Raw genomic sequence first — 20,395 nt, forward strand, 5'->3', positions numbered from 1 at the left:
AAATCCACCCAACAAGCCTACAATTAAAACGCCCACCAAGGAATGCTAATATCAAAATAAACCATTCCTACGATAAATAAACCTATTGGTATTAAAAAAAGCAGAGGCAAGATAATCAACGACCAAAAAAAGCCTAGTAATCCTCGAATGAAAAACATTAAATCTGACATATCCCCTCTTAAATGTTATTTTCCAATCTACCAAATCCCCACGGGCAGTCAAGTTATTTCATTCATCACCATTACAACCGCACTTAAACTAAAGTGCGGTCAGTTTTTATTGAATTTTTAACGTAAGTAATTTACCGTTTTTGTGGATCTTTGCTCTGTTCTTGGGCTGTTAAAAATCAAGTTTTCGATTTCTTCTCGTATGCTTGCATTTTTTAGAAATAGCGTGTGCTTGGCGAAGAGGGTTACTGAAAGATTTTCTCAATACGCCAACGCCAATGTGTCAATTTCATATGGTAGCGATGGTGATGAGAAAGTTAAGGAAAAATCATCAATCCGAGGCAGGAAAGGCATTAAAAGTGATAGTGAAAACCTTAAAGAGTAGTCACAAAGCGGAATTTTATCGGCAATTACATTATTGGTATTTAGCACGTCAAGCATTTTTAAATGAGCGTTCAGAAAAGGCAAATGAACGAGTTTATTTTCCTTATAAACATCAACATATTCGAGGAGCTTATGCGAGTTTAAAACGTTATGAAAAGTATTTATTTCCTTATGAGAAATATCTGGAATTAAATATAGAAAAAACAACAAATAGGATAGAAGGATTATTTAGTGAACTGAAGCGGAAATTAAATAATCACAACAGATTAACGAAAAAAAACGTAGCATTATATTTATACAGGTTCTTTTTAAATAAAAAGATTAGAAAATAATTATTAGCAACCATTTCATCTACTACGCCGTGTTTTATTATCCGCCCTCTCGGCATAGAGTAATATGTGCGTTCAATTTGTTATGAGAAATAGGAGAAACATAAATTTTACGCATAAAAAAACTGCTATGCTGTCGGGTGCGGATTACCGCCTTTGGTTGTAGGTTTCGACGCCTATGGAGTAAATATAAAAGAAAACCCGTTGAGGTCAACAGGGTTTATATTCAGATTAGTTTTTAATATTGCCTCTTTGCCCAGCAAAGGCTTCATAAATATCGTATTCTTCTGAACCAACAGCTCCTACAACCTCTTCTGCATTCGGTCCCATAAATGCACCAGTATAAATGCCGTTTACTCCTTTATATGTTGCTACGCCACCAAATACTGTAACATCTTTTTTATCAATGTTTTCAGCATCTTGAATTATAACTCCTTTAGTCAGGATAATATCTGGTAAATTCTGACCATTATCAAATTTACGCTCGTATAATTTACCATCAACAGTTTTATTTCCAAAATCAACATTTAATTGCAATTTACCTGATGTGATTGCACCTAGTGAATATCCATTATACTGAGCTACTCCGCTAACTGGAATTTGATCTTTCGTCGTAGGTAAACCAAATATATCAAAATCCTCTTCATCTACTCGAGGATCAATTACGACACCTTCTTTATCCACTTTAACATTATCTGGCAACCACGCTCCAACAACAGAATAAGGTAAGTTGATCCCTTTAACTTTTCCATCAGCTACATCTTTTTGAACCACACCAACCGGATAATCAATAAGCTCTAATTCTGTTCCATCTGCTAACTGAATTCGTTTCGCTTCTTTAACTTGCTCTTTATATTGTTCAGCGACTAGATCAATAGATTTTGTATCAGTTTTAACCGACACATCCGTAGTAGGATTCCCATTTACACTGCTATTATTGCCCGCAGGTACACTGCTATCACCACTTCCACCACCAGAACCACAAGCTGCTAATAGTCCAATACTAAGTGTTAATAAGCCAAGTTTAAATAATTTCATTAGATTACCTCTTTACTTTAAATAAAAACAGACGTTAATCATACCAAAATCAGGCGAGTTTTAAAGTGATCTGGATCACATCGCAATGTACCAGCACTTAAGATTTAGCGAGCAATAAAAAGCCCAACATTTGTTGTTGGGCTAATATTAATCGTCTTGATTTTCTTTCTGCTGTCGCTCCAATACGACAGCTTTACCTCGTCCAAATCCAGCAAAGTAACCCGTCAATAACACCCCGCCTATCTTAAGAATTTCCAAGGCAAAGCCTGTATTATTAGAATACATTGCATAAATAACAATAATCAATACAAACGAGGCAATCAATGCAGTAAGCCATAATTTCCCTTTTTGCAAAAGGGTAAAAATATCACCGTGTTTTAAATCGGTTTGTTGTTTTGCTTCAATGGAGGCTTTGCGAATCTTTCATTCGCTTGAATTTCTTCTCTACGAACACTAAGTTCTTCTTTCTTCAGAATGAGTTCCTGCTGTTGAAGCTTAATAATGTCCCACTTCGCCTTGGTAAGAACAATATTTTTTCCGCTTAGTTTTTCCTTTCAGCCCCAAGCGTTGCATTATCGCTTGTACGCTTTTGTGGTTGATAATTAAATAGGATCTGCCCTAGATAACTAGGCTAGATCCCCTTTAACTAATTGTTTTAAAAATAGAAATTTGAGATTTTAAGTTACTGTTATTAAAACGCCATTCGCATTCCTTCAAATAAAGCTCAAAATGCGCTTTAGGAATACCGTTAAATTTGCGTAAATGGCGTTTCGCTTGATTCCAGAAATTCTCAATTCCGTTAATGTGATTTTGTTTTTCTGCAAAGTGTGTACTGTGATTGATGCGAAAACGGTTAGATTCATTCACGTCAAGTACATCATAACTTCGGTAGAAATCAGTGTAAACAAGACTATCAGGCTTTACTTGCTCACGAATGATTGGCAACAATGTCGCAGATTGAGTATTTGGCACCGCGACGGTGTAAACCTTACCATTGCGCTTTAAAAGCCCAAATACAGCCGTTTTACCTGCTGCGCCTCACCCCCGCTTGCCTTTGCGAATGCCACAGAAATCGCTTTCATCAGCTTCAATTTCACCATCGAACATTTCCAAATGGGGGCTGTTTTGATAAATAAGTAATCGTAAGCGATGAAAGTAATACGCTGCCGTCGTTTTGTTTACATTTACTCGCTCAGCTGCTGTTCTTGCAGTAACGCCTGCGACAAACAGCTCAATGAGTTTATTTTGTTTATGCTGACTTAAGCGACTTTTTCTCATTTGGTCATTTTAACCTAAATAGAGTTTTTAGTCGTTACCTGGGACAGCCCCTAATTTAAATTCAACAGAATAACAGCGTTTTTACCTAACAGGGCTAATCCATTGATTCCATTATGATTAAATGTTGCAATCCGGCGTGCTAACGTCCTTTGGGTAGGTTGAAAATACTGGCGGGTAAGCGAACGATTTTTTCCATTTTGAAGATAAAAGTCGAGCAATTGTTGTTTGAAATCTTGAGTATATTTCATCATAAAAAATCTGCACCTTAATCAGTTGGTTGTTTAGTCCAACTTTTGGGGGGCAGATCAACTCAAGTTAGCCTTTTTGATAAGCGAGAAAAAAGTTCTAAAAAAGTACCGCACTTCTCTTTTTATAAAATTAAGCTTTACGCAAAATTCTGCTTGAAACCACGCCTGCAGTCATTGCCCCGTTTACGTTTAACGCTGTGCGCCCCATATCAATGAGAGGTTCAATGGAAATGAGTAAACCAACTAATGCTAAGGGTAAGCCCATCGTAGAAAGCACGATAATTGCTGCAAACGTTGCGCCTCCACCAACGCCAGCAATGCCGAATGAAGAAAGGGTTACCACTAATACAAGGGTAAGCAAAAATTCTAACGACATTGGATCAATCCCCACGGTTGGCGCAACCATTACGGCGAGCATTGCTGGGTAAATGCCGGCACAGCCGTTTTGCCCGATTGTTGCACCAAAAGATGCGGCAAAATTCGCAATGGCTGACGGCACATTCAATTTTGATACTTGGGTTTCAATATTCATTGGAATTGTTGCAGCACTGGAACGGGAAGTGAAAGCAAAAAGTAACGTTGGGAAAGCCTGTTGATAGTAACGAACTGGATTTACTTTCACCAAAGCAAGTAAAATACCGTGTACCACGAACATTAAGAAAATCGCCAAATAAGATGCAACAATAAAGCCAAGCAAGTTAAGAATATCAGCAAGATTTGAGTTGGCAACCACTTTTGTCATCAAGGCCAAAACGCCATAAGGGGTAAGGCGAATCACCACACGAACAAGGCTCATCACTAATTTATTTAAACTTTCAACACCTTGTGATAATCGTGCCGCTAATTCCTCATCCTCTCGACGAATACGCAGAATCGCCACGCCTAGAAATGCGGCAAAAATCACCACACTGATAATTGAAGTTGGGTTGGCCCCAGTAAGTTCTGCAAAAGGATTTTTCGGAATAAAAGAAAGCAACATTGTCGGCACATTTAAACCTGCCACCTTTTCTGCGCGTCCTAGAACGCGATCTTGTGCAGCAAGCTCACGCTCACCTGCCACCAACCCTTCGGCTGAGAGATCAAATAAATTTGCCATAGTAATCCCTATCACTGCTGCAATTGCGGTGGTGAACAGTAATACAGAAAGAACACTGACACTAATCTTGCCTAAAGAGCTTGCTCCTTGTAAACGTGCAACCGCAGAGAGAATGGAAACAAAGACCAGTGGCATTACGATCATTTGCAATAATCGCACATAACCGCTGCCCACAATGCCAATCCAATTCAGGGTTTCTTTCATCACTGGCACATTACCGTCATAAAATAAATGCAATGCGCCGCCAAATAATCCCCCTAATACTAACCCTAAAAACACGCTACGTGATAAGGTATGATTTTGATTAAAATACCATTTTATGCCGATCAACAAGCCGATAAAAATTGCTAAATTGAGTGCAAGATAGCTCCACATTATTGTAACTCCTTAATTTATATCATCATTAGTATAATATATAAGATAATCTGTGTAGCTCAATGACGTTTTTGGCATATCTTATGCCATTTTGATCTATCAAATTAGCTTACGTAATCAGGATTATTCGTTATAGGCAGGGGCAACCTATTACACGCCGTAAGAAAAGGAATAAAAACAAAAAGTGCGGTATTTTTTACCGCACTTTTTCTCACGCAATAGGCTATCTAGGATAATTGACGCTTTCCACTTTTCCTATTGTGTCTTCACAATGGATGCCCACTTCAACAAGCGTGGCTGGGTAAAAATTGGCAGGATTTCTGCCGCACAATTCACGTACGATATCCCCTACCAAAGGTAAATGAGAAATAATCAGCAAGGTTTTCACACCGTCTTCCGACAGCACATTCAAATAATCTCGCACTAGGCCTGCATCGCCATAGGGTGTGATCCCCTCCCAGGTTTCGCACTTAGTTTGCAGCTGATTTTGATACGCCAAATTCACTTGCTCAAAGGTTTGTTGCGCACGCAGATAAGGGCTAACGAGGACTTTATCCAGCTGAATATTCATAGAATGTAACCATTGCCCTTGTTGATATGCTTGCTGTTTGCCCTTTTCTGTGAGAGGTCTTGCGCTGTCTGAAGGGGCGATGGTCTGCGCCTCGCCGTGTCGCATTACAAAAATTTTCATACTACTACTCTATTTAATTAGAAGAAAAGAAGCGAAAAACTCGCTTCTTTTACACCACACTGTTAATTGGCGCGCACCGCTTCTGCAATTTCTTCAGCACATTGTTGGGCAAGTGTGCCATCCTCACATTCAACCATTACACGAATTAACGGCTCTGTGCCTGATTTTCTTAATAAAATACGTCCCTTACCTGCTAAGCGTTTTTCCACTTCAACGGCAACGGCTTTCACTTGTTCGCTTTCTAATGGATTACTACCACCTGAGAAACGCACATTAATTAATACTTGTGGGAATAATTGCACCGCACTTGCCAATTCATTGAGTGATAAACGATGTTCTACCATGGCGGCTAATACCGCCAGTGAGGCGATTATGCCATCTCCCGTGGTATTTTTATCTGCAATAATGATATGACCTGAGTTTTCACCGCCAAGTAACCAGCCATTTTCTTGCATTTTTTCTAACACATAACGGTCGCCCACATTGGCGCGCACAAATGGGATCGCTAATTCTTTTAAGGCGAGTTCAAGGCGCATATTACTCATTAATGTTCCTACCACACCGCCTTTTAATTTGCCCGCGCGTAAGGCTTCGCGTGCAATAATAAATAGGGCTTGGTCGCCGTCCACTTTATTACCAAGATGATCCACTAAGATTAAGCGGTCGCCATCACCATCATAGGCTAAACCAATATCGGCTTTGGTTTCTAACACTTTGTCCTGCAAGGCTTTAATATCGGTCGCACCACATTTTTCATTGATGTTCATTCCATTTGGTTGCGTCCCCATTTCGATCACCTCCGCCCCCAATTCACGCATTACATTAGGCGCAATGTGGTAAGTTGCGCCATTGGCACAGTCCACCACAATTTTGTAATTTTCTAGGCTTAAATGCGCAGGAAAGGTGCTTTTACAAAATTCAATGTAACGCCCTGCTGCGTCGTTAATACGGCTTGCGCGCCCGAGTTGAGCGGATTCAACGCAATCCATTGGCTGTTCTAGCATTGCCTCAATCGCTTCTTCCACATCATCGGGTAATTTTGTGCCTTGAGTAGAGAAAAATTTGATCCCGTTATCATAATAAGGATTATGAGAAGCTGAAATCACGATGCCCGCTTCAGCTCGGAAAGTGCGCGTTAAATAAGCAATGGCAGGGGTTGGCATTGGACCGGTAAAAGCGGCGGAAAGCCCTGCTGCCGCCAAACCTGCCTCAAGGGCGGATTCCAACATATAGCCTGAAATGCGGGTGTCTTTCCCAATTAATACGGTACCGTAACCCTGCGTTGCTAGCACTTTTCCTGCTGCCCAACCAAGTTTAAGGACAAAATCAGGGGTAATCGGTGAAGTCCCAACTTTTCCACGCACGCCATCAGTACCAAAATATTTGCGTTCTGCCATTTGTATTCCTTTTTATTTTTTATGGTTAAAAATCCGTACATTCATTGTACACTATTATGATTATGCCATTTGCGTCGCTTGCCAAATTTTTAATGCCTCTGAAGTGGGTGCAACATCGTGGACACGCACAATTTTTGCCCCATTTATGACGGCAATTAAGACGGCGGCAACGCTACCCACAATACGCTCATCAACAGGTTTATCTAATACCGAGCCAATCATTGATTTACGCGAAACGCCGGCTAAGACAGGATAATCTTGGGTAAATTTCGCTAACTGTTGCAACAATTGATAATTATGTTGTACGGTTTTCCCAAACCCAAAGCCCAGATCCCAAATAATGTTTTCTTTTTTCATTCCGGCGGCTAAACAAAGTGCGGTGCGATTTTCCAGAAAATTTAATACTTCTTGCACCACATTTTCATAATACGGATTTTGTTGCATTGTTCGAGGCTGCCCTTGCATATGCATTATGCAGGTGGGTAACCCTAATTGTACGGCAGTTTGCAATGCATTGGGTTCAGTTAATGCACGAATATCATTAATTAAATCCATTCCGACTTTCGCACTTTCTGCCATTACTTGCGCCTTCGATGTATCCACAGAAATCCAACAATCAAAGCGTTTTCTCACTGCTTCCACCATAGGTACAACGCGATCTAATTCTTGCTCAAGACTCACTTCTTCTGCCATTGGGCGGGTGGATTCTCCCCCAATATCAATAATGGTCGCCCCTTCATTAAGCATTTTTTCCACTTGAAATAAGGCTTTGTCGCGGTCAAAAAACAGGCCGCTATCTGAAAAAGAATCTGGTGTGAAATTTAAAATCCCCATAATTTGGGGCTGTGATAAGGAAAGGGTTTTATTATTAGCTTGTAACTTCATAATTTTTTATATTGCATCGAAATTCGGTCAATTATAACGAAATATTTATGCAAACAAAATATAAACATTTTGTCGCGTAAAACGCATTATTCACTTATACTGACGACAAAACAATCAAGAGGAAACCCCAAATGAACAAAACCATTTTTGCGTTAAGTTTTTGTACGATTTTTTTACTCTCTGCTTGTGATGATAAACAAGTGGCTGAATTACAGCAAAAATTGCAACAAGCGGAAACAGCCCAACAAATCCAGCAGCAAGAAATCACCCAACTAAAAAATGAACTCAATGCACAAAAATCCTTATTTCCGGCATTGCAGGTAGAAATTTCACCGCTCTTCCAAAAAGAGGAAACATTCAATCTCAAAAACACTGAAAGTGAAGCAAATATCAATGTTTCAGTTACGATGCCTGAAACCCATATTGAATGGCTTGATGCTTTGCTTCGCCAACAATGGGCGCAATATATCGCAAATGAAGAAAATGAAAATTCGCCACCACTGACTACAATCGACAAAGATCAACTCCGTCAAAAATTTGCACAAATTTATCAAGAATATCGTAAAGAAATGTTAGCCGAAGGCTCAATAGGAAAAGAATTCTCTCTTTCCTCCTACTACCTAGGACAACGCCAAAATTGGCTAGGATTTAGAATAGATAGCTATACTTATGAGGGCGGTGCGCACGGGTTTGGTATGACTCATTATCTCAATTTTGATGCTCAGCAAAAAGCCTTGATCACCCTTGAAAAATTAATTTCTCCAGAAAATCAGCCCAAATTACTCGATGCGCTATGGAAAATTTACATACAGGGGCTTGAGCCGGGGGAAGTCCCTTTTACTCCTTTAGAGGGTTTCTATATTTCACCTGAATTTTATTTCGATCAAGAAGGAATTCATTTCGTTTATCCGCCTTATGCACTTAATTCTTATGCGGAAGGGGAAAGGACGTTAGATTTATACTGGAAACAAAGTGAAATTAACTTACTCAATAGTGAATATGTGAAACCTTGGCTTAAGTAAAATAAGAAATAAAAAAAGTGCCTCATTAGAGGCACACTCGGAAAGCAAAATATGACCATTACAGGCTATTAAAATAGCACTTATTATGGTGCAAATAATATGCAAATCATTTCCAATAAGCAAAGAGTAATATTTAAATTTGTGAAGTAATTCACGGTTTTAATAATAAAAAATTGAGATAAAAAAACCGCACTTGTATAAGTGCGGTATAAATTTTATTAATTTTCTTCTTTATGACGCTCAGCCACTTCAGATAATAAGGTTTGTAATTCACCTTGTTGGTACATTTCCAGAATAATATCACAGCCCCCAATTAATTCACCCTCTACCCATAATTGTGGGAAAGTTGGCCAATTCGCATAAGCAGGAAGTTCTGCACGAATATCTTGGTTTTGTAAAATATCCACATAACCAAAAGGCACTTTGCAATTCATTAAGGCTTCTACTGCTCTTGCCGAAAATCCGCAAGATGGGAATTTTGGTGAACCTTTCATATAAATCAGAATTGGGTTCTCGCTAATTTGTTTTTTAATACGTTCTAAGGTTTCCATAATTGTCCTCGTTTTTAATTAAGTGGGCAGATTGTAGCATAAGGGGCTTGAGATACCAATAACCCGAGCAGAATAATCAAGTATTACCAACTTCCGCCAGCACCACCGCCACCAAAACCGCCACCGCCAAAGCCTCCGCCAGAACCGCCACCAAAGCCGCCTCCTGAGCCAAAACCGCCTCCAACACCACCGCTACGGCGTCTGCCAATAGGTGGTTGGCGGAAAATTTGTCCATTGTGATTATTGGTGGGGCTGATATAAGGCGTTCTACGCCAACTTAGTTCGCCAAACAGTACAAATAAGACAAAAATACTGATCATTATGATTGGAATATATTGTGTCCAATCATCCTCTTCCGTCTCAGCAGCATCATATTCCCCTTTACTTGCGGCAATGATGTAATCCAATCCACGATCAATCCCGAGCATATAATGCCCCTGTTTAAAGGCGGGAGTAATGACATTACGTATGACGCGAGAAAGGAAAGCATCAGGCAACGCTCCTTCTAGTCCTTGTCCTGTGGCAATAAAAATCTTACGATCGTTGATGGCAATCAACATTAATACGCCATTATTTAGCTGTTTACGACCAATGCCCCATTTATCGCCCAATTCAAAGCTATATTGTGCAATATCATAATTCCCCGTACTTGGAATTAACACCACTGCAATTTGTGAACTGGTTTCTTTAGAATAAGCAACTAGCTTATTTTCCAAACGTTGTTTTTCTGATGGAGTAAGGGTTTTAGTATAGTCATTGACATAATGAAAAGGATTAGGCGATGGTGGGAAATTGACCGCATTCGCGGTTAAACTCCAAAAAACAAGCAAAAAAACGACCGCACTTTTCATAAGCTTAATCATTAATAATCACCTCATTATCCAGCTCATTACGATCATTTGGCTGAATAGGAAAATGCTGTGCCAACACTTGAGCAATGTTATTAATCGCATTAACAACGCCTTGAGTATAAACCTTTTGCTTAAAATGCGTTGTCATTTCAGCACATTGTGCTTGCCAAAAGTTTTCACCTACATACTGATGAATGCCTTCATCACCAATAATGGCACATTGATGATCCTTATAAGCAATATAAATCAACACGCCATTACGCGCTTGTGTGGCTGTCATTTCTAATTTTTGAAAAACAGATAAGGCGTGTTCCATCACCGAGCTTGATGATTTTGCAATGTGGCGTTCAATATAAACACGCAACTCTGCGGAAGTTTGTTGTTCGAGGCGAACAATTGCCGCCTCAATTTGCTTTTTGTTAAAAGGGATTCTTGAAAATAGCGCCATAATAGATCGATCTTAGTTAAAACTGACAACCGGTGCGTTTTCAGATCCCACGGCAGATTTGAAGTAAGGTTTTTCTTTAAAACCAAAAATCATTGCCGCTAATTTCGTTGGGAACTGGCGAATTTTTTGGTTATATTCACGCGCTGCCTCATTAAATTTATCACGAGCAACATTAATGCGGTTTTCTGTCCCTTCTAATTGGGCTTGTAAATTCATAAAGCCTTCGTGAGCTTTAAGATCTGGATATTTCTCTACTGTGACTAATAAACGTGATAATGCCGATCCCACAGAGTTTTGTTGCTGTTGGAATTGCGCTAATTGCTCTTCTGTCATATTACTTGGATCAATTTTAGTTTGGCTCGCTTTTGCACGCGCTTCCATTACCCCCGTTAAGGTTTCTTTCTCAAAGTTAGCCTGACCTTTTACTGTATTCACGATATTGGGAATTAAATCTGCACGGCGTTGATATTGCGATTCAACATTCGCCCATACGGAATCAATTTTTTCTTCTGCTTGCACTAAACCATTGTAGCTGGTCATTAATGTAAAACCGGCGATCACAGCGACAATTAGCACAATAATCCACTTTTTCATTTTCTTTTCCTTAACGATAAAATGATGAGATAACAAAAGACCTAAACTTTCGTTTAGGCCTTTTTTATAAACGTATTAAAGTATTAACGAAAAATTATTCGTTACCTTTAACCGCGATTTCTACACGACGGTCATCAGCTAAACAAGCGATTAATGCTTTACGACCTTTAACTGAATCACATTTAGCACCAGTTACAGGGTTTGCTTCGCCGTAACCAGTTGCAGAAATAGCTTGTTGAGAAACACCTTTAGATACTAAGTAGTTTGCAACAGTTTCTGCACGACGTTGTGATAATTTTAAGTTCGCAGCTTCTGAACCGATACGGTCAGTGTAACCCGCTACTGCAACGTTTGCAGATTTTAATTGTGCGATTTCACCGTAGATGCCATCTAATGTGCTTTGTGCTTCTGGACGTAAATTAGATTTACCGAATGCAAACGTTACATCAGAGCTTAATGCGAAAGTTTTAGAAACCACTTTAGGTGCTACAACTGGCGCACCTTGACCGAAACGGTAAGATAAACCTGCGTTTACAGAACCGATGTTTGGTGTGTAATCTACACGTTTGCCATTTTGTTCTAAGCGGCCAACACCTTGTACCCATTGATATTCAACACGTAATGCTAACTCTGGTAATGATGGAAGGTTATATTCTAAACCACCAGCGAATACAGGAGATACTTTTAAGCTGTGTGCATTTTCATCAATAAGGGTTGTTGTACCTTTTTTGTTTTTATAGTCAGAACGGATTAATGCCGCACCTACACGACCATAAACATCTAAACCTTCTAATACTGGGTAGCTCGCTTTTAAGCTTAAGTGCGCACCGTGGTTAGTATGTTTAGCAACTGTTTTACCAGCTTGACGAAGTTTAGCACGACCAAAATCATCGTAACCTAACTCAACAGCGAAGTTATCAGTGATTTGATAACCACCGAATACACCGTAAGTTACAGAGTTACGTAAATAACCGTAACCAGTACCTTCAATTTGACCATAACCATCGTGGAAAGATGCCCAACCAGCTTTAGCACCAGCATAGAAAGTATTTGCTTGTGGTGCAGCTTGTGCTACTGATGCAGCAGTTAAACCAGCGATAGCTAATGCGATTGCAGTTTTTTTCATTTGGATGATCCTCTATTTAGTCATCAATAAATTTAAAATGAAAGTTTCATTTAGTATCAGTTGCCAAATGAAACCTAAACACATAATGTGTGTACGTTGATCTTAAACTTTTTTTACAAAAAAACAAACTTTTTTATAAAATAGCCCCATAGTTTATGGCTAAGTTTAATCTTATAAGTATTTAGAGAACGATAGCTTCTCTATTTCTACTTCGCTTATGCGTTCAATCTAATTAAGATCGAACCTATTCAAAGCGAATATATTATCAGCTTGAAAAAATAGAAAATCAAACGATTTTTCTCTTTTTAGCTCAAAATTCATACAACCACTTACTATTCAAGATGATTTTTTGAGCAAAAATAAGGCAGTTTTATCGCTTTACCTTTCAGAAAAAACAAAATTGATCCCTTTCTTTCGATGAAAGGATCATAACAATATGCTAAACTTCATTCATTATGTTAATCATTGTATGAGTAATAAAATGCTACCACGTTTATCTGATGTCCCACAGCTTTCCCCTTTAGTTTCTGATTATTTGGAGGAACTCAAACGCCAACATTTTACTGGCGATATTGCTTCAAACTATGCAGATCGCTTAAGCCTTGCAACGGATAACAGTGTGTATCAGCAACTGCCACAAGCCATTTTGTTTCCTAAAGATACCGCTGATGTGGTTCGCCTAACCAAATTAGCACAAAAAGAAAAATACCTTTCACTCACTTTTACGCCACGTGGTGGTGGCACTGGCACGAATGGGCAATCCCTAAATAACAATATTATTGTGGATCTTTCACGCTATATGAGCAAAATTCTTGAACTCAATGTGCAAGAACGCTGGGTAAAAGTACAAGCCGGCGTGGTAAAAGATCAACTCAATCAATTTTTGAAACCTTATGGCTTATTTTTCTCGCCAGAATTGTCCACCAGCAACCGTGCTACGTTAGGCGGAATGATCAACACTGATGCCTCAGGACAGGGGTCATTGCGTTATGGCAAGACCTCTGATCACGTTTTAGGCTTGCGTGCAGTATTAATAGACGGCGAAGTGATTGATACTCATGCACTCAACACTGCTGATTTTGAGCAATCATTACAGCAACAACCTATTTCTCAGCGTAGTCGCCATCTGCATCAAGAAATTTTTCAGCGCTGTCAGCAAAAGCGTAACGAAATCCTGCGTGATTTACCACAGCTTAATCGCTTTTTAACAGGCTATGATCTCAAGAATGTCTTCAATAATGATGAAACTGAATTTAATTTATCCCGCATTTTAACGGGGTCAGAAGGTTCACTTGCGTTTATTTGTGAAGCCACCTTAGATCTCACCCCTATTCCACAATATCGCACATTAATTAATATTAAGTATCGCTCTTTTGATGCAGCGTTACGTAATGCCCCCTTTATGCTAAAAGCCAACGCACTTTCGGTAGAAACCATAGATAGCAAAGTGCTAAACCTTGCCAAGCAAGACATTATTTGGCATTCAGTGAGCGATCTACTTATCGAAGATCAAGAAAATCCCATTCTTGGTTTGAATATCGTAGAATATGCTGGCAATAGTAAATCATTGATAGAAAAACAAGTAGCACAACTTTGCCTACAACTTGATGAAAAAATCTCGCAAAATCAAGATGATATTATCGGTTATCAAGTTTGTAATGATTTACCCTCTATTGAACGTATCTATGCAATGCGCAAAAAAGCCGTCGGTTTATTAGGCAATGCAAAAGGTCAAGCAAAACCGATTCCGTTCGTTGAAGATACCTGCGTTCCGCCAGAACATTTAGCGGATTACATTTGTGAATTTCGTGCGTTATTAGATCGCCACCAGCTTGAATATGGAATGTTCGGCCACGTTGATGCGGGCGTTTTGCACGTTCGCCCAGCTCTTGATTTATGCGATAAAGAACAAGTGAAACTGTTCAAACAAATTTCCGATCAAGTGGCAGAGCTGACACATAAATATGGTGGATTAATTTGGGGCGAACACGGCAAAGGAATGCGTTCACAATATGGTGAAACCTTCTTCACGCCTGAATTATGGCAAGAATTACGTTATATCAAAACGCTGTTTGATCCGCACAATCGGCTAAATCCGGGCAAAATTTGCACCGCACTTGATAGTACTCAAACACTCTACGCTATCCTATCGCCAATGCGTGCGGATCAAGATCGTCAAATTCCAATACAGATGAAAACGGAATTTGCTGGGGCAATGAATTGCAACGGTAACGGATTATGTTTTAATTTTGATGTACATAGTGCAATGTGTCCTTCAATGAAAGTAACTAAAAATCGCTTATTTTCGCCGAAAGGACGTGCGGCAATGGTGCGTGAATGGCTACGTTTACTGGCGAACCAAAGCGTTTCCCCTGAGCAATTAGATTTTCGCAAAAACCAAATAACACTCACCGATTTTGTAGCCAAAATTCGTCATAGCCTTGGAAAATTACGCGGTGAATATGATTTTTCTCACGAAGTGAAAGCGGCGATGGATACCTGTCTTTCGTGCAAAGCCTGTGCTAGCCAATGTCCGATAAAAATTGACGTGCCAAGTTTCCGTGCGAAATTCTTACATTTTTATCATCAACGTTACACTCGCCCAATTAAAGACTATGTGGTGTCTAATGTGGAGTTAATCGCCCCTTATATGGCAAAAGCACCGACATTTTTTAACTTTTTCACGGCAGCCAAAATCACTCAGCCACTAGCCAAAAAAGCCTTAGGAATGGTGGATTTACCCTTATTAAGCCAACCGAATTTGCAACAGCAACTGGTCGCCCTTAATTATCAAGGGTTAAGTTTAGAACAATTAGAACACTTAAGTGAAATCGAAAAGCAAAATATGTTGCTTATCGTACAAGATCCTTTCACTTCTTATTATGATGCCAAAGTTGTGGCAGATTTTGTGGCACTCACCCAAAAATTGGGCTATCGCCCCATTTTGTTGCCTTTCAAGCCTAATGGCAAAGCCCAGCATATCAAAGGTTTTCTCGCTCGCTTTGCTAAAACAGCCAAAAATCAGGCGGCATTTTTAAATCGAATGGCGCAGTTAAATCTGCCCCTCGTCGGCGTAGATCCCGCCATTGTGCTGTCTTATCGTGATGAATATCGTGAAATTTTAGGTGATGAACGTGGTGATTTCCAAGTGCTTACCGCACATCAATGGCTGAAAAATCAGTTACATTCTGAGCAATTAGCGCAAGGAATAAAAAATTCACAAAAAAACCACCGCACTTTACCTGAAGGACAACAGTGGCATTTATTCCCCCACTGTACAGAATCCACCGCCTTACCGAATAGCCCGAAAGAATGGCAAGAAATCTTTGCAGCCTTTGGGCAAGCCTTGCAAGTGGAAACGGTTGGCTGCTGCGGAATGGCGGGAACATTTGGGCACGAAACGCAACATTTTGCTATGTCTAAAGCAATTTATGCCAGTTCTTGGAAAGAAAAACTTGCTGATAAAAATCCTGATTATTGCCTTGCCACGGGCTACTCTTGCCGTAGCCAAGTTAAACGTTTTGAAAAATGGCAGCCGAAACACCCTGTACAAGCCTTATTAACCTTACTCAGTTAGAAAACACAATGAAAATTTGGAAAAAATCATTTACTTTAGCGCAACTTAATCAATTTAATGCCCATTGTGCCGTGGCACATTTAGGCATTCAATTTCATGCCCAAGGGGACGATTGGTTGGAAGCCACGATGCCTGTCGATCAACGTACCATCCAGCCAATGGGCTTTTTACACGGTGGGATTTCTGCCGCCTTAGCCGAAACCGTAGGTTCAATGGCTGGATTTTGCTGTGTCGAAACAAACCAAGCCGTTGTTGGATTAGAAATTAACGCAAGCCACCTTCGCCCAGTTCGAGAAGGCGTGGTAACCGCCAGAGCAACCCCTATCCGCTTAGGAAAAACCACCCAATTTTGGCAAATTGACATTAAAGATCAAGCCGATAAACTATGCTGCTTTGCAAAACTGACATTAAGCGTGGTCAATCAATGAAAAAACCAAAAATCGGCATTATTCTTGCCAATTTAGGCACTCCAGATGCCCCTCAACCCAAGGCTATTTCAAGTTATTTATGGCAATTTCTGACCGATCCTCGCGTCGTCGATTTGCCCCGTTGGAAATGGTATCCTTTGCTTCGTGGCATCATCTTACCAATACGTGCTAGACGAGTGGCTGAAACTTACCGTCGTGTATGGACGGAGCAAGGCTCTCCCTTATTGGTCATTGCTAAACAGCAGCAGCAAAAGTTACAGCAATATTTTACGCAACAAGGAATCAATACCATTGTTGAAATAGGAATGACTTATGGCAATCCCTCTATGCAAAGTGCGGTAGAAAATTTACTCAAAAATCAAGTTGATAAAATTATTGTACTACCGCTTTACCCACAATATAGTAGCACCACAACGGCGGCAGTCTTGGATTGTTTTGCTCACGCATTAAAGTCCATTCGAGGGCTTGTCCCATTTGAATTTATCCATTCTTATCATCTTGATGCGCATTATATTGATGCCTTAGCGCAAGCTATTAAAGCAAAAATGAAATCGGATGAATTTTTACTGTTTTCCTATCACGGTATTCCATTGCGTTATGAACAAGAGGGCGACTATTATCGTGAACACTGTAAACAAACCACCCTCGCTGTGGTCGATCGTCTAGGTTTAACAGAAAATCAATGGCAACTCTGCTTTCAGTCTCGTTTTGGACGTGAAGAATGGTTACAGCCTTATACGGATCATTTCTTACAAAATGCAACTCGCCAGCAAGGTATCGAAAAAGTTGCGGTTATTTGCCCCGGTTTTTCTGCAGATTGTTTAGAAACATTGGAAGAAATTGAAGTAGAAAATCGCGAAATTTTTCTTCAGAATGGGGGAAAATCCTTCCAATATATCCCAGCCCTTAACGCAGAACCTGCCCATATCGAAATGATGGCGAAATTAATTAAAGAGAAAATATAGAAAAAATGCCTAGATGAACGTCTAGGCATTTTACTGAATTTTTCTAAAAATTAGACCGCACTTTAGTTCTGCGACTAAACATAAATTATGCCCAGTTTTTCTTTTTAGAGGTTTTACCAATCCCCGGATTGAAGCTGTTGGTTGGATCTAATTTTTGGTAAAAGGCTTTTAATTCAGGTTTCGCTTCATATAAATGCCCGACATTATGTTCCGCTGGATATTGCGCCCCACGCTGATCAAGCAATGCCAACATTTCGTGTTCGATTTGTTCCCAATCATAGCCTTTTTTCACCAAATAATCTTGATGGAATACATAGCACATAAAATGTCCGTAATACAGTTTATGGATTAATTTATTTTCCAACTCTACTGGGAGTTTCTCGAACCAATCTTGATCATTACGACGCAAGGCAATATCCAATGCCACGATTTCTTCCACCTCTTGCTCGTGAATCGCACGATAACGAATTGCCGCTGATGCCACAGCAAAACGATGTAACATCGCTGCTTGTGTTTCTTCTGCACTGCATTCAAAATATGCCCCTTTGGACTTATCAGCAAAGCGTGTCTGCAAATATTCTCTGGCTTCTTGCACGCCATTCCCGCCCATTTTTAGGATTAAATGATGTTCATATTGATCGCGATAATCTCTCAAGCGTTGTGGCAAATGCTGTGGCAACAATTTAGAAACAAATTGCAACATTTTGTCGCTGATATGATTTGGTAAAAAAGTCAATTTTTTCATTAGGCGATCAGCTTTGGCTTTGAGCGCAAATAATTTTGGCAAACGGTGCGTGCCAAAACGTTTAATCACCCAGAACGTATCTTTTCCATACTCTGCCGCAATATCAAAAGCATCACGATGAATATATTCGCCCGATACAGGTAAGGTGCTAAATTCTGCCAAAATATGACGGCGAATATCCGTTAAAACTTGCGTGTCATTTGTGCCAATATAAAACACCGCACTTTCTTTATCTTGTGGGAACGTATCCAAACGTACAGCAAACACCCCTAATTTTCCCGCACTGCCAGAAGCTTCATAATGACGATTAGGATCGGCATTAAAACGTGCTGGTGTGTCGGCATCAATTTGGCGAACGTGATTGCAATAATCGTGATCGTGTCCTTTCCCACAGTCAAGATGAATATCTTTTCGCTGATAACTTCCTGCTTGTAAGTTGGTAAGAATTTCTTCTGGCGTCTCGCCTAAATCAATACCAAGATTATTGATCAGATGTAATTCACCATTCTCATCTAACTGTGCATACAACGCCATTTCCGTATAAGCTGGACCACGTTGAACCAATGCACCACCAGAATTATTACAAATTCCACCAATCACCGAAGCACCAATACAAGATGAACCAATAACAGAATGCGGTTCACGTTTATATTCTTTCAGCAACATCTCCAGATCATTTAAACGCGAACCTGCAAAGCACACCACTTGCTCGGCATTATTAATGGGTTGAATGCCTGTCATTCGCATAGTATTTATCAAAACAATATCACGCTCGTAATCATTTCCTGCCGGCGTTGAACCACCGGTAAGCCCCGTATTTGCTGCTTGTGAAATCACGATCACATCGGCTGCCACACAGGCTTTTAACACCTTCCAATATTCCAATAATGAACCAGGACGAACAACCGCAAGCACCTTGCCTTGCCCAAAACGATAACCCGTGCTGTACTCTTCAGCTTTTAATGGATCGGTAATCAGATATTTAGGTGTAACAATTTGCGCTAATGTATCAATTAAATGCGTTGCAGACATACAATACCTCTTTAATAGAATGTAACAAGAATTTAACATTTACTATAAAGAGGTGAAGTGAAAATTTCAACTCTCTCTAATAAAAAAATGGAAAGCCAAACACTTTCCATTTTAATTAAATTAATATGAAGTTAAAAGATTATTCTTCACTTCAATTCCATAAAGTAAATTGTTCAGCATTGATACGACAAAATTCAACGTATGTTTGCCCATATCCGTGTGTCCCTTAATATTAGGGTTATTAAATACATAAGAACACACCCTTAATTCTGGAATAAGTATCATATCCGAAACATATTGGAATTGTTCTGAATTAGGAGAAGTAACAAGATTTATATTAAATAAATCTTTTTCTCTATATTTCTCGAACAACTTAGAAAACACTTCTTGCTTAGAATATGGGAAAACATTTCTTACAAAATGGAGATCATTAAATTTATTTATATAAAATTCATCTGAAATAATCGGATCTACAACTAAGGATTTTAATCCCATCGTTATACCGTGATATAATGCCCCTGTTGCACCTTTAGAAGTACCATAAAGCACGGTAAAATCATCTATAATTGAATAGTCCAACTGAATTTTTCTAATTAAATTTTGTACTTTTTCTTCAAACTGCATATCTGCGTTGCTATTTAGATAAAAGCTACCTAAAACGCCACCAATATCTGCAATACGCAAAATATAAGTATTTTTAGGTATATATTTCGCGACAGAATCAAAATTAGTAAAAAACATTCTACGCTTTATAGAAGCATTAAATGGCAAATCTGCAATAGATGAGAAAACAACCAATAATCGATTTCCTGATATATCTTTTTCCTCAGGTTCTTCTAGGGTATAAAAGGTATCATTCCACACTTTAACATTTTTATCTTTAAAATTTGCTAAAAATGAATTCGGTTCAACAAATTTTTTAAATAAAGAAATACCATTTTTATGACCCACAAGGTAAAATCTATGGTTTGATAGTTGGCTAATTAACTTTTTTGCCTCATTATTTTTTCTTCCAACAGCTAAAAAATTATAATTCAGCTTTTCATTATCATTATTTCCAATTGTTGATTTATCAATGTAAATTTCACCTACTTCAAAATCTAATTTAAGATTTTTATATTTAGTCTTCTCAGTAAATTCAATATTTATAAAATCAATCATAAACAAT

Annotated in this window: 18 protein-coding genes and 2 pseudogenes; 5 read left to right on the forward strand and 15 right to left on the reverse strand. The window is 39.2% G+C overall.

Features of this window, described 5'->3' with window-relative positions; all coding sequences use genetic code 11:
- Positions 1-460 precede the first annotated feature (460 nt).
- Positions 461-883, forward strand: a complete 423-nt coding sequence (locus L5B90_RS02335; protein ID WP_265762037.1) for a hypothetical protein — start codon at positions 461-463, stop codon at positions 881-883.
- A 228-nt stretch (positions 884-1,111) separates the two neighbouring features.
- Here the strand turns inward: L5B90_RS02335 and L5B90_RS02340 are convergent, their stop codons facing one another.
- From L5B90_RS02340 to folP, 8 genes and pseudogenes are all read right to left on the reverse strand, one after another.
- Positions 1,112-1,918 carry a factor H binding protein domain-containing protein gene (locus tag L5B90_RS02340; RefSeq protein ID WP_265762038.1) on the reverse strand — a complete coding sequence of 269 codons (807 nt, stop codon included), beginning with the start codon at positions 1,916-1,918 and terminating at the stop codon, positions 1,112-1,114.
- A gap of 147 nt (positions 1,919-2,065) precedes the next feature.
- Positions 2,066-2,272 (reverse strand): hypothetical protein, encoded by a 207-nt coding sequence (locus L5B90_RS02345; protein ID WP_265762039.1) that lies wholly within the window; start codon positions 2,270-2,272, stop codon positions 2,066-2,068.
- A gap of 272 nt (positions 2,273-2,544) precedes the next feature.
- Positions 2,545-3,196: pseudogene (locus tag L5B90_RS02350) on the reverse strand (IS1595 family transposase).
- 42 nt (positions 3,197-3,238) lie between these two features.
- Positions 3,239-3,447 (reverse strand): annotated as a pseudogene (locus tag L5B90_RS02355) (IS3 family transposase); the annotation flags it as partial.
- 127 nt (positions 3,448-3,574) lie between these two features.
- On the reverse strand, positions 3,575-4,915 hold the full coding sequence (locus L5B90_RS02360) for an L-cystine transporter (protein ID WP_250350112.1): 1,341 nt from the start codon (positions 4,913-4,915) through the stop codon (positions 3,575-3,577).
- A gap of 223 nt (positions 4,916-5,138) precedes the next feature.
- Positions 5,139-5,606: a phosphohistidine phosphatase SixA gene (gene sixA, locus L5B90_RS02365; protein ID WP_265762040.1), complete on the reverse strand. Its 468-nt coding sequence runs from the start codon at positions 5,604-5,606 to the stop codon at positions 5,139-5,141.
- Between the two features lie 62 nt (positions 5,607-5,668).
- Positions 5,669-7,003, reverse strand: coding sequence for a phosphoglucosamine mutase (glmM, locus tag L5B90_RS02370; RefSeq protein ID WP_265762041.1), 1,335 nt, complete (start codon positions 7,001-7,003; stop codon positions 5,669-5,671).
- A gap of 60 nt (positions 7,004-7,063) precedes the next feature.
- On the reverse strand, positions 7,064-7,888 hold the full coding sequence (folP, locus tag L5B90_RS02375) for a dihydropteroate synthase (protein WP_265762042.1): 825 nt from the start codon (positions 7,886-7,888) through the stop codon (positions 7,064-7,066).
- Positions 7,889-8,019: 131 nt separating this feature from the next.
- On the opposite strand from folP, the gene L5B90_RS02380 reads away from it, so the two are divergent.
- Positions 8,020-8,910: a DUF3298 and DUF4163 domain-containing protein gene (locus L5B90_RS02380; protein ID WP_265762043.1), complete on the forward strand. Its 891-nt coding sequence runs from the start codon at positions 8,020-8,022 to the stop codon at positions 8,908-8,910.
- Between the two features lie 218 nt (positions 8,911-9,128).
- Here L5B90_RS02380 and grxD read toward each other — a convergent pair whose 3' ends face one another.
- The 5 genes from grxD to ompA form a co-directional block, all read right to left on the reverse strand.
- A complete protein-coding gene (grxD, locus tag L5B90_RS02385; protein WP_265762044.1) occupies positions 9,129-9,461 on the reverse strand; it encodes a Grx4 family monothiol glutaredoxin in 333 nt (110 codons plus the stop codon).
- 83 nt (positions 9,462-9,544) lie between these two features.
- Positions 9,545-10,324, reverse strand: a complete 780-nt coding sequence (locus L5B90_RS02390; protein ID WP_265762045.1) for a TPM domain-containing protein — start codon at positions 10,322-10,324, stop codon at positions 9,545-9,547.
- Positions 10,317-10,760 carry a TPM domain-containing protein gene (locus L5B90_RS02395; protein ID WP_250350105.1) on the reverse strand — a complete coding sequence of 148 codons (444 nt, stop codon included), beginning with the start codon at positions 10,758-10,760 and terminating at the stop codon, positions 10,317-10,319. Before L5B90_RS02395 ends, L5B90_RS02390 begins: the two co-directional genes overlap by 8 nt.
- 12 nt (positions 10,761-10,772) lie before the next feature.
- Complete coding sequence (locus L5B90_RS02400) at positions 10,773-11,354, reverse strand: LemA family protein (RefSeq protein WP_103853020.1); 582 nt, start codon at positions 11,352-11,354, stop codon at positions 10,773-10,775.
- Between the two features lie 94 nt (positions 11,355-11,448).
- Positions 11,449-12,480: a porin OmpA gene (gene ompA, locus L5B90_RS02405; protein WP_250364440.1), complete on the reverse strand. Its 1,032-nt coding sequence runs from the start codon at positions 12,478-12,480 to the stop codon at positions 11,449-11,451.
- 481 nt (positions 12,481-12,961) lie between these two features.
- Between ompA and ydiJ the strand changes: the two genes are divergently transcribed.
- The 3 genes from ydiJ to hemH are packed head-to-tail and all read left to right on the forward strand — an operon-like array spanning position 12,962 to position 17,450.
- Positions 12,962-16,057 (forward strand): D-2-hydroxyglutarate dehydrogenase YdiJ, encoded by a 3,096-nt coding sequence (gene ydiJ / locus L5B90_RS02410; protein ID WP_250364555.1) that lies wholly within the window; start codon positions 12,962-12,964, stop codon positions 16,055-16,057.
- Between the two features lie 8 nt (positions 16,058-16,065).
- Entirely contained in the window at positions 16,066-16,485 is a 420-nt protein-coding gene (locus L5B90_RS02415) for a hotdog fold thioesterase (protein ID WP_265762046.1), read from the forward strand.
- On the forward strand, positions 16,482-17,450 hold the full coding sequence (gene hemH / locus L5B90_RS02420) for a ferrochelatase (protein WP_265762047.1): 969 nt from the start codon (positions 16,482-16,484) through the stop codon (positions 17,448-17,450). The genes L5B90_RS02415 and hemH overlap by 4 nt, the downstream gene beginning before the upstream one ends.
- Before the next feature lie 85 nt (positions 17,451-17,535).
- On the opposite strand, the gene dld is transcribed toward hemH, so the two are convergent.
- Both dld and L5B90_RS02430 read right to left on the reverse strand, forming a co-directional pair.
- Positions 17,536-19,227, reverse strand: coding sequence for a D-lactate dehydrogenase (dld, locus tag L5B90_RS02425; RefSeq protein ID WP_265762048.1), 1,692 nt, complete (start codon positions 19,225-19,227; stop codon positions 17,536-17,538).
- 120 nt (positions 19,228-19,347) lie between these two features.
- Positions 19,348-20,388 (reverse strand): XcbB/CpsF family capsular polysaccharide biosynthesis protein, encoded by a 1,041-nt coding sequence (locus tag L5B90_RS02430; protein WP_250364436.1) that lies wholly within the window; start codon positions 20,386-20,388, stop codon positions 19,348-19,350.
- Positions 20,389-20,395 lie beyond the last annotated feature (7 nt).

The organism is Avibacterium sp. 20-129 (genome assembly GCF_026226845.1).
Taxonomy (GTDB): Bacteria; Pseudomonadota; Gammaproteobacteria; order Enterobacterales; family Pasteurellaceae; genus Avibacterium.

What these genes read in the sequence shown, in the direction of transcription:
- L5B90_RS02335 (WP_265762037.1), top strand. Translation starts at nt 461, where the DNA reads ATGGTAGCGATGGTGATGAGAAAGTTAAGGAAAAATCATCAATCCGAG.
- L5B90_RS02340 (WP_265762038.1), bottom strand. Translation starts at nt 1,918, where the DNA reads ATGAAATTATTTAAACTTGGCTTATTAACACTTAGTATTGGACTATTA.
- L5B90_RS02360 (WP_250350112.1), bottom strand. Translation starts at nt 4,915, where the DNA reads ATGTGGAGCTATCTTGCACTCAATTTAGCAATTTTTATCGGCTTGTTG.
- sixA (WP_265762040.1), bottom strand. Translation starts at nt 5,606, where the DNA reads ATGAAAATTTTTGTAATGCGACACGGCGAGGCGCAGACCATCGCCCCT.
- glmM (WP_265762041.1), bottom strand. Translation starts at nt 7,003, where the DNA reads ATGGCAGAACGCAAATATTTTGGTACTGATGGCGTGCGTGGAAAAGTT.
- folP (WP_265762042.1), bottom strand. Translation starts at nt 7,888, where the DNA reads ATGAAGTTACAAGCTAATAATAAAACCCTTTCCTTATCACAGCCCCAA.
- L5B90_RS02380 (WP_265762043.1), top strand. Translation starts at nt 8,020, where the DNA reads ATGAACAAAACCATTTTTGCGTTAAGTTTTTGTACGATTTTTTTACTC.
- grxD (WP_265762044.1), bottom strand. Translation starts at nt 9,461, where the DNA reads ATGGAAACCTTAGAACGTATTAAAAAACAAATTAGCGAGAACCCAATT.
- L5B90_RS02390 (WP_265762045.1), bottom strand. Translation starts at nt 10,324, where the DNA reads ATGATTAAGCTTATGAAAAGTGCGGTCGTTTTTTTGCTTGTTTTTTGG.
- L5B90_RS02395 (WP_250350105.1), bottom strand. Translation starts at nt 10,760, where the DNA reads ATGGCGCTATTTTCAAGAATCCCTTTTAACAAAAAGCAAATTGAGGCG.
- L5B90_RS02400 (WP_103853020.1), bottom strand. Translation starts at nt 11,354, where the DNA reads ATGAAAAAGTGGATTATTGTGCTAATTGTCGCTGTGATCGCCGGTTTT.
- ompA (WP_250364440.1), bottom strand. Translation starts at nt 12,480, where the DNA reads ATGAAAAAAACTGCAATCGCATTAGCTATCGCTGGTTTAACTGCTGCA.
- ydiJ (WP_250364555.1), top strand. Translation starts at nt 12,962, where the DNA reads ATGCTACCACGTTTATCTGATGTCCCACAGCTTTCCCCTTTAGTTTCT.
- L5B90_RS02415 (WP_265762046.1), top strand. Translation starts at nt 16,066, where the DNA reads ATGAAAATTTGGAAAAAATCATTTACTTTAGCGCAACTTAATCAATTT.
- hemH (WP_265762047.1), top strand. Translation starts at nt 16,482, where the DNA reads ATGAAAAAACCAAAAATCGGCATTATTCTTGCCAATTTAGGCACTCCA.
- dld (WP_265762048.1), bottom strand. Translation starts at nt 19,227, where the DNA reads ATGTCTGCAACGCATTTAATTGATACATTAGCGCAAATTGTTACACCT.
- L5B90_RS02430 (WP_250364436.1), bottom strand. Translation starts at nt 20,388, where the DNA reads ATGATTGATTTTATAAATATTGAATTTACTGAGAAGACTAAATATAAA.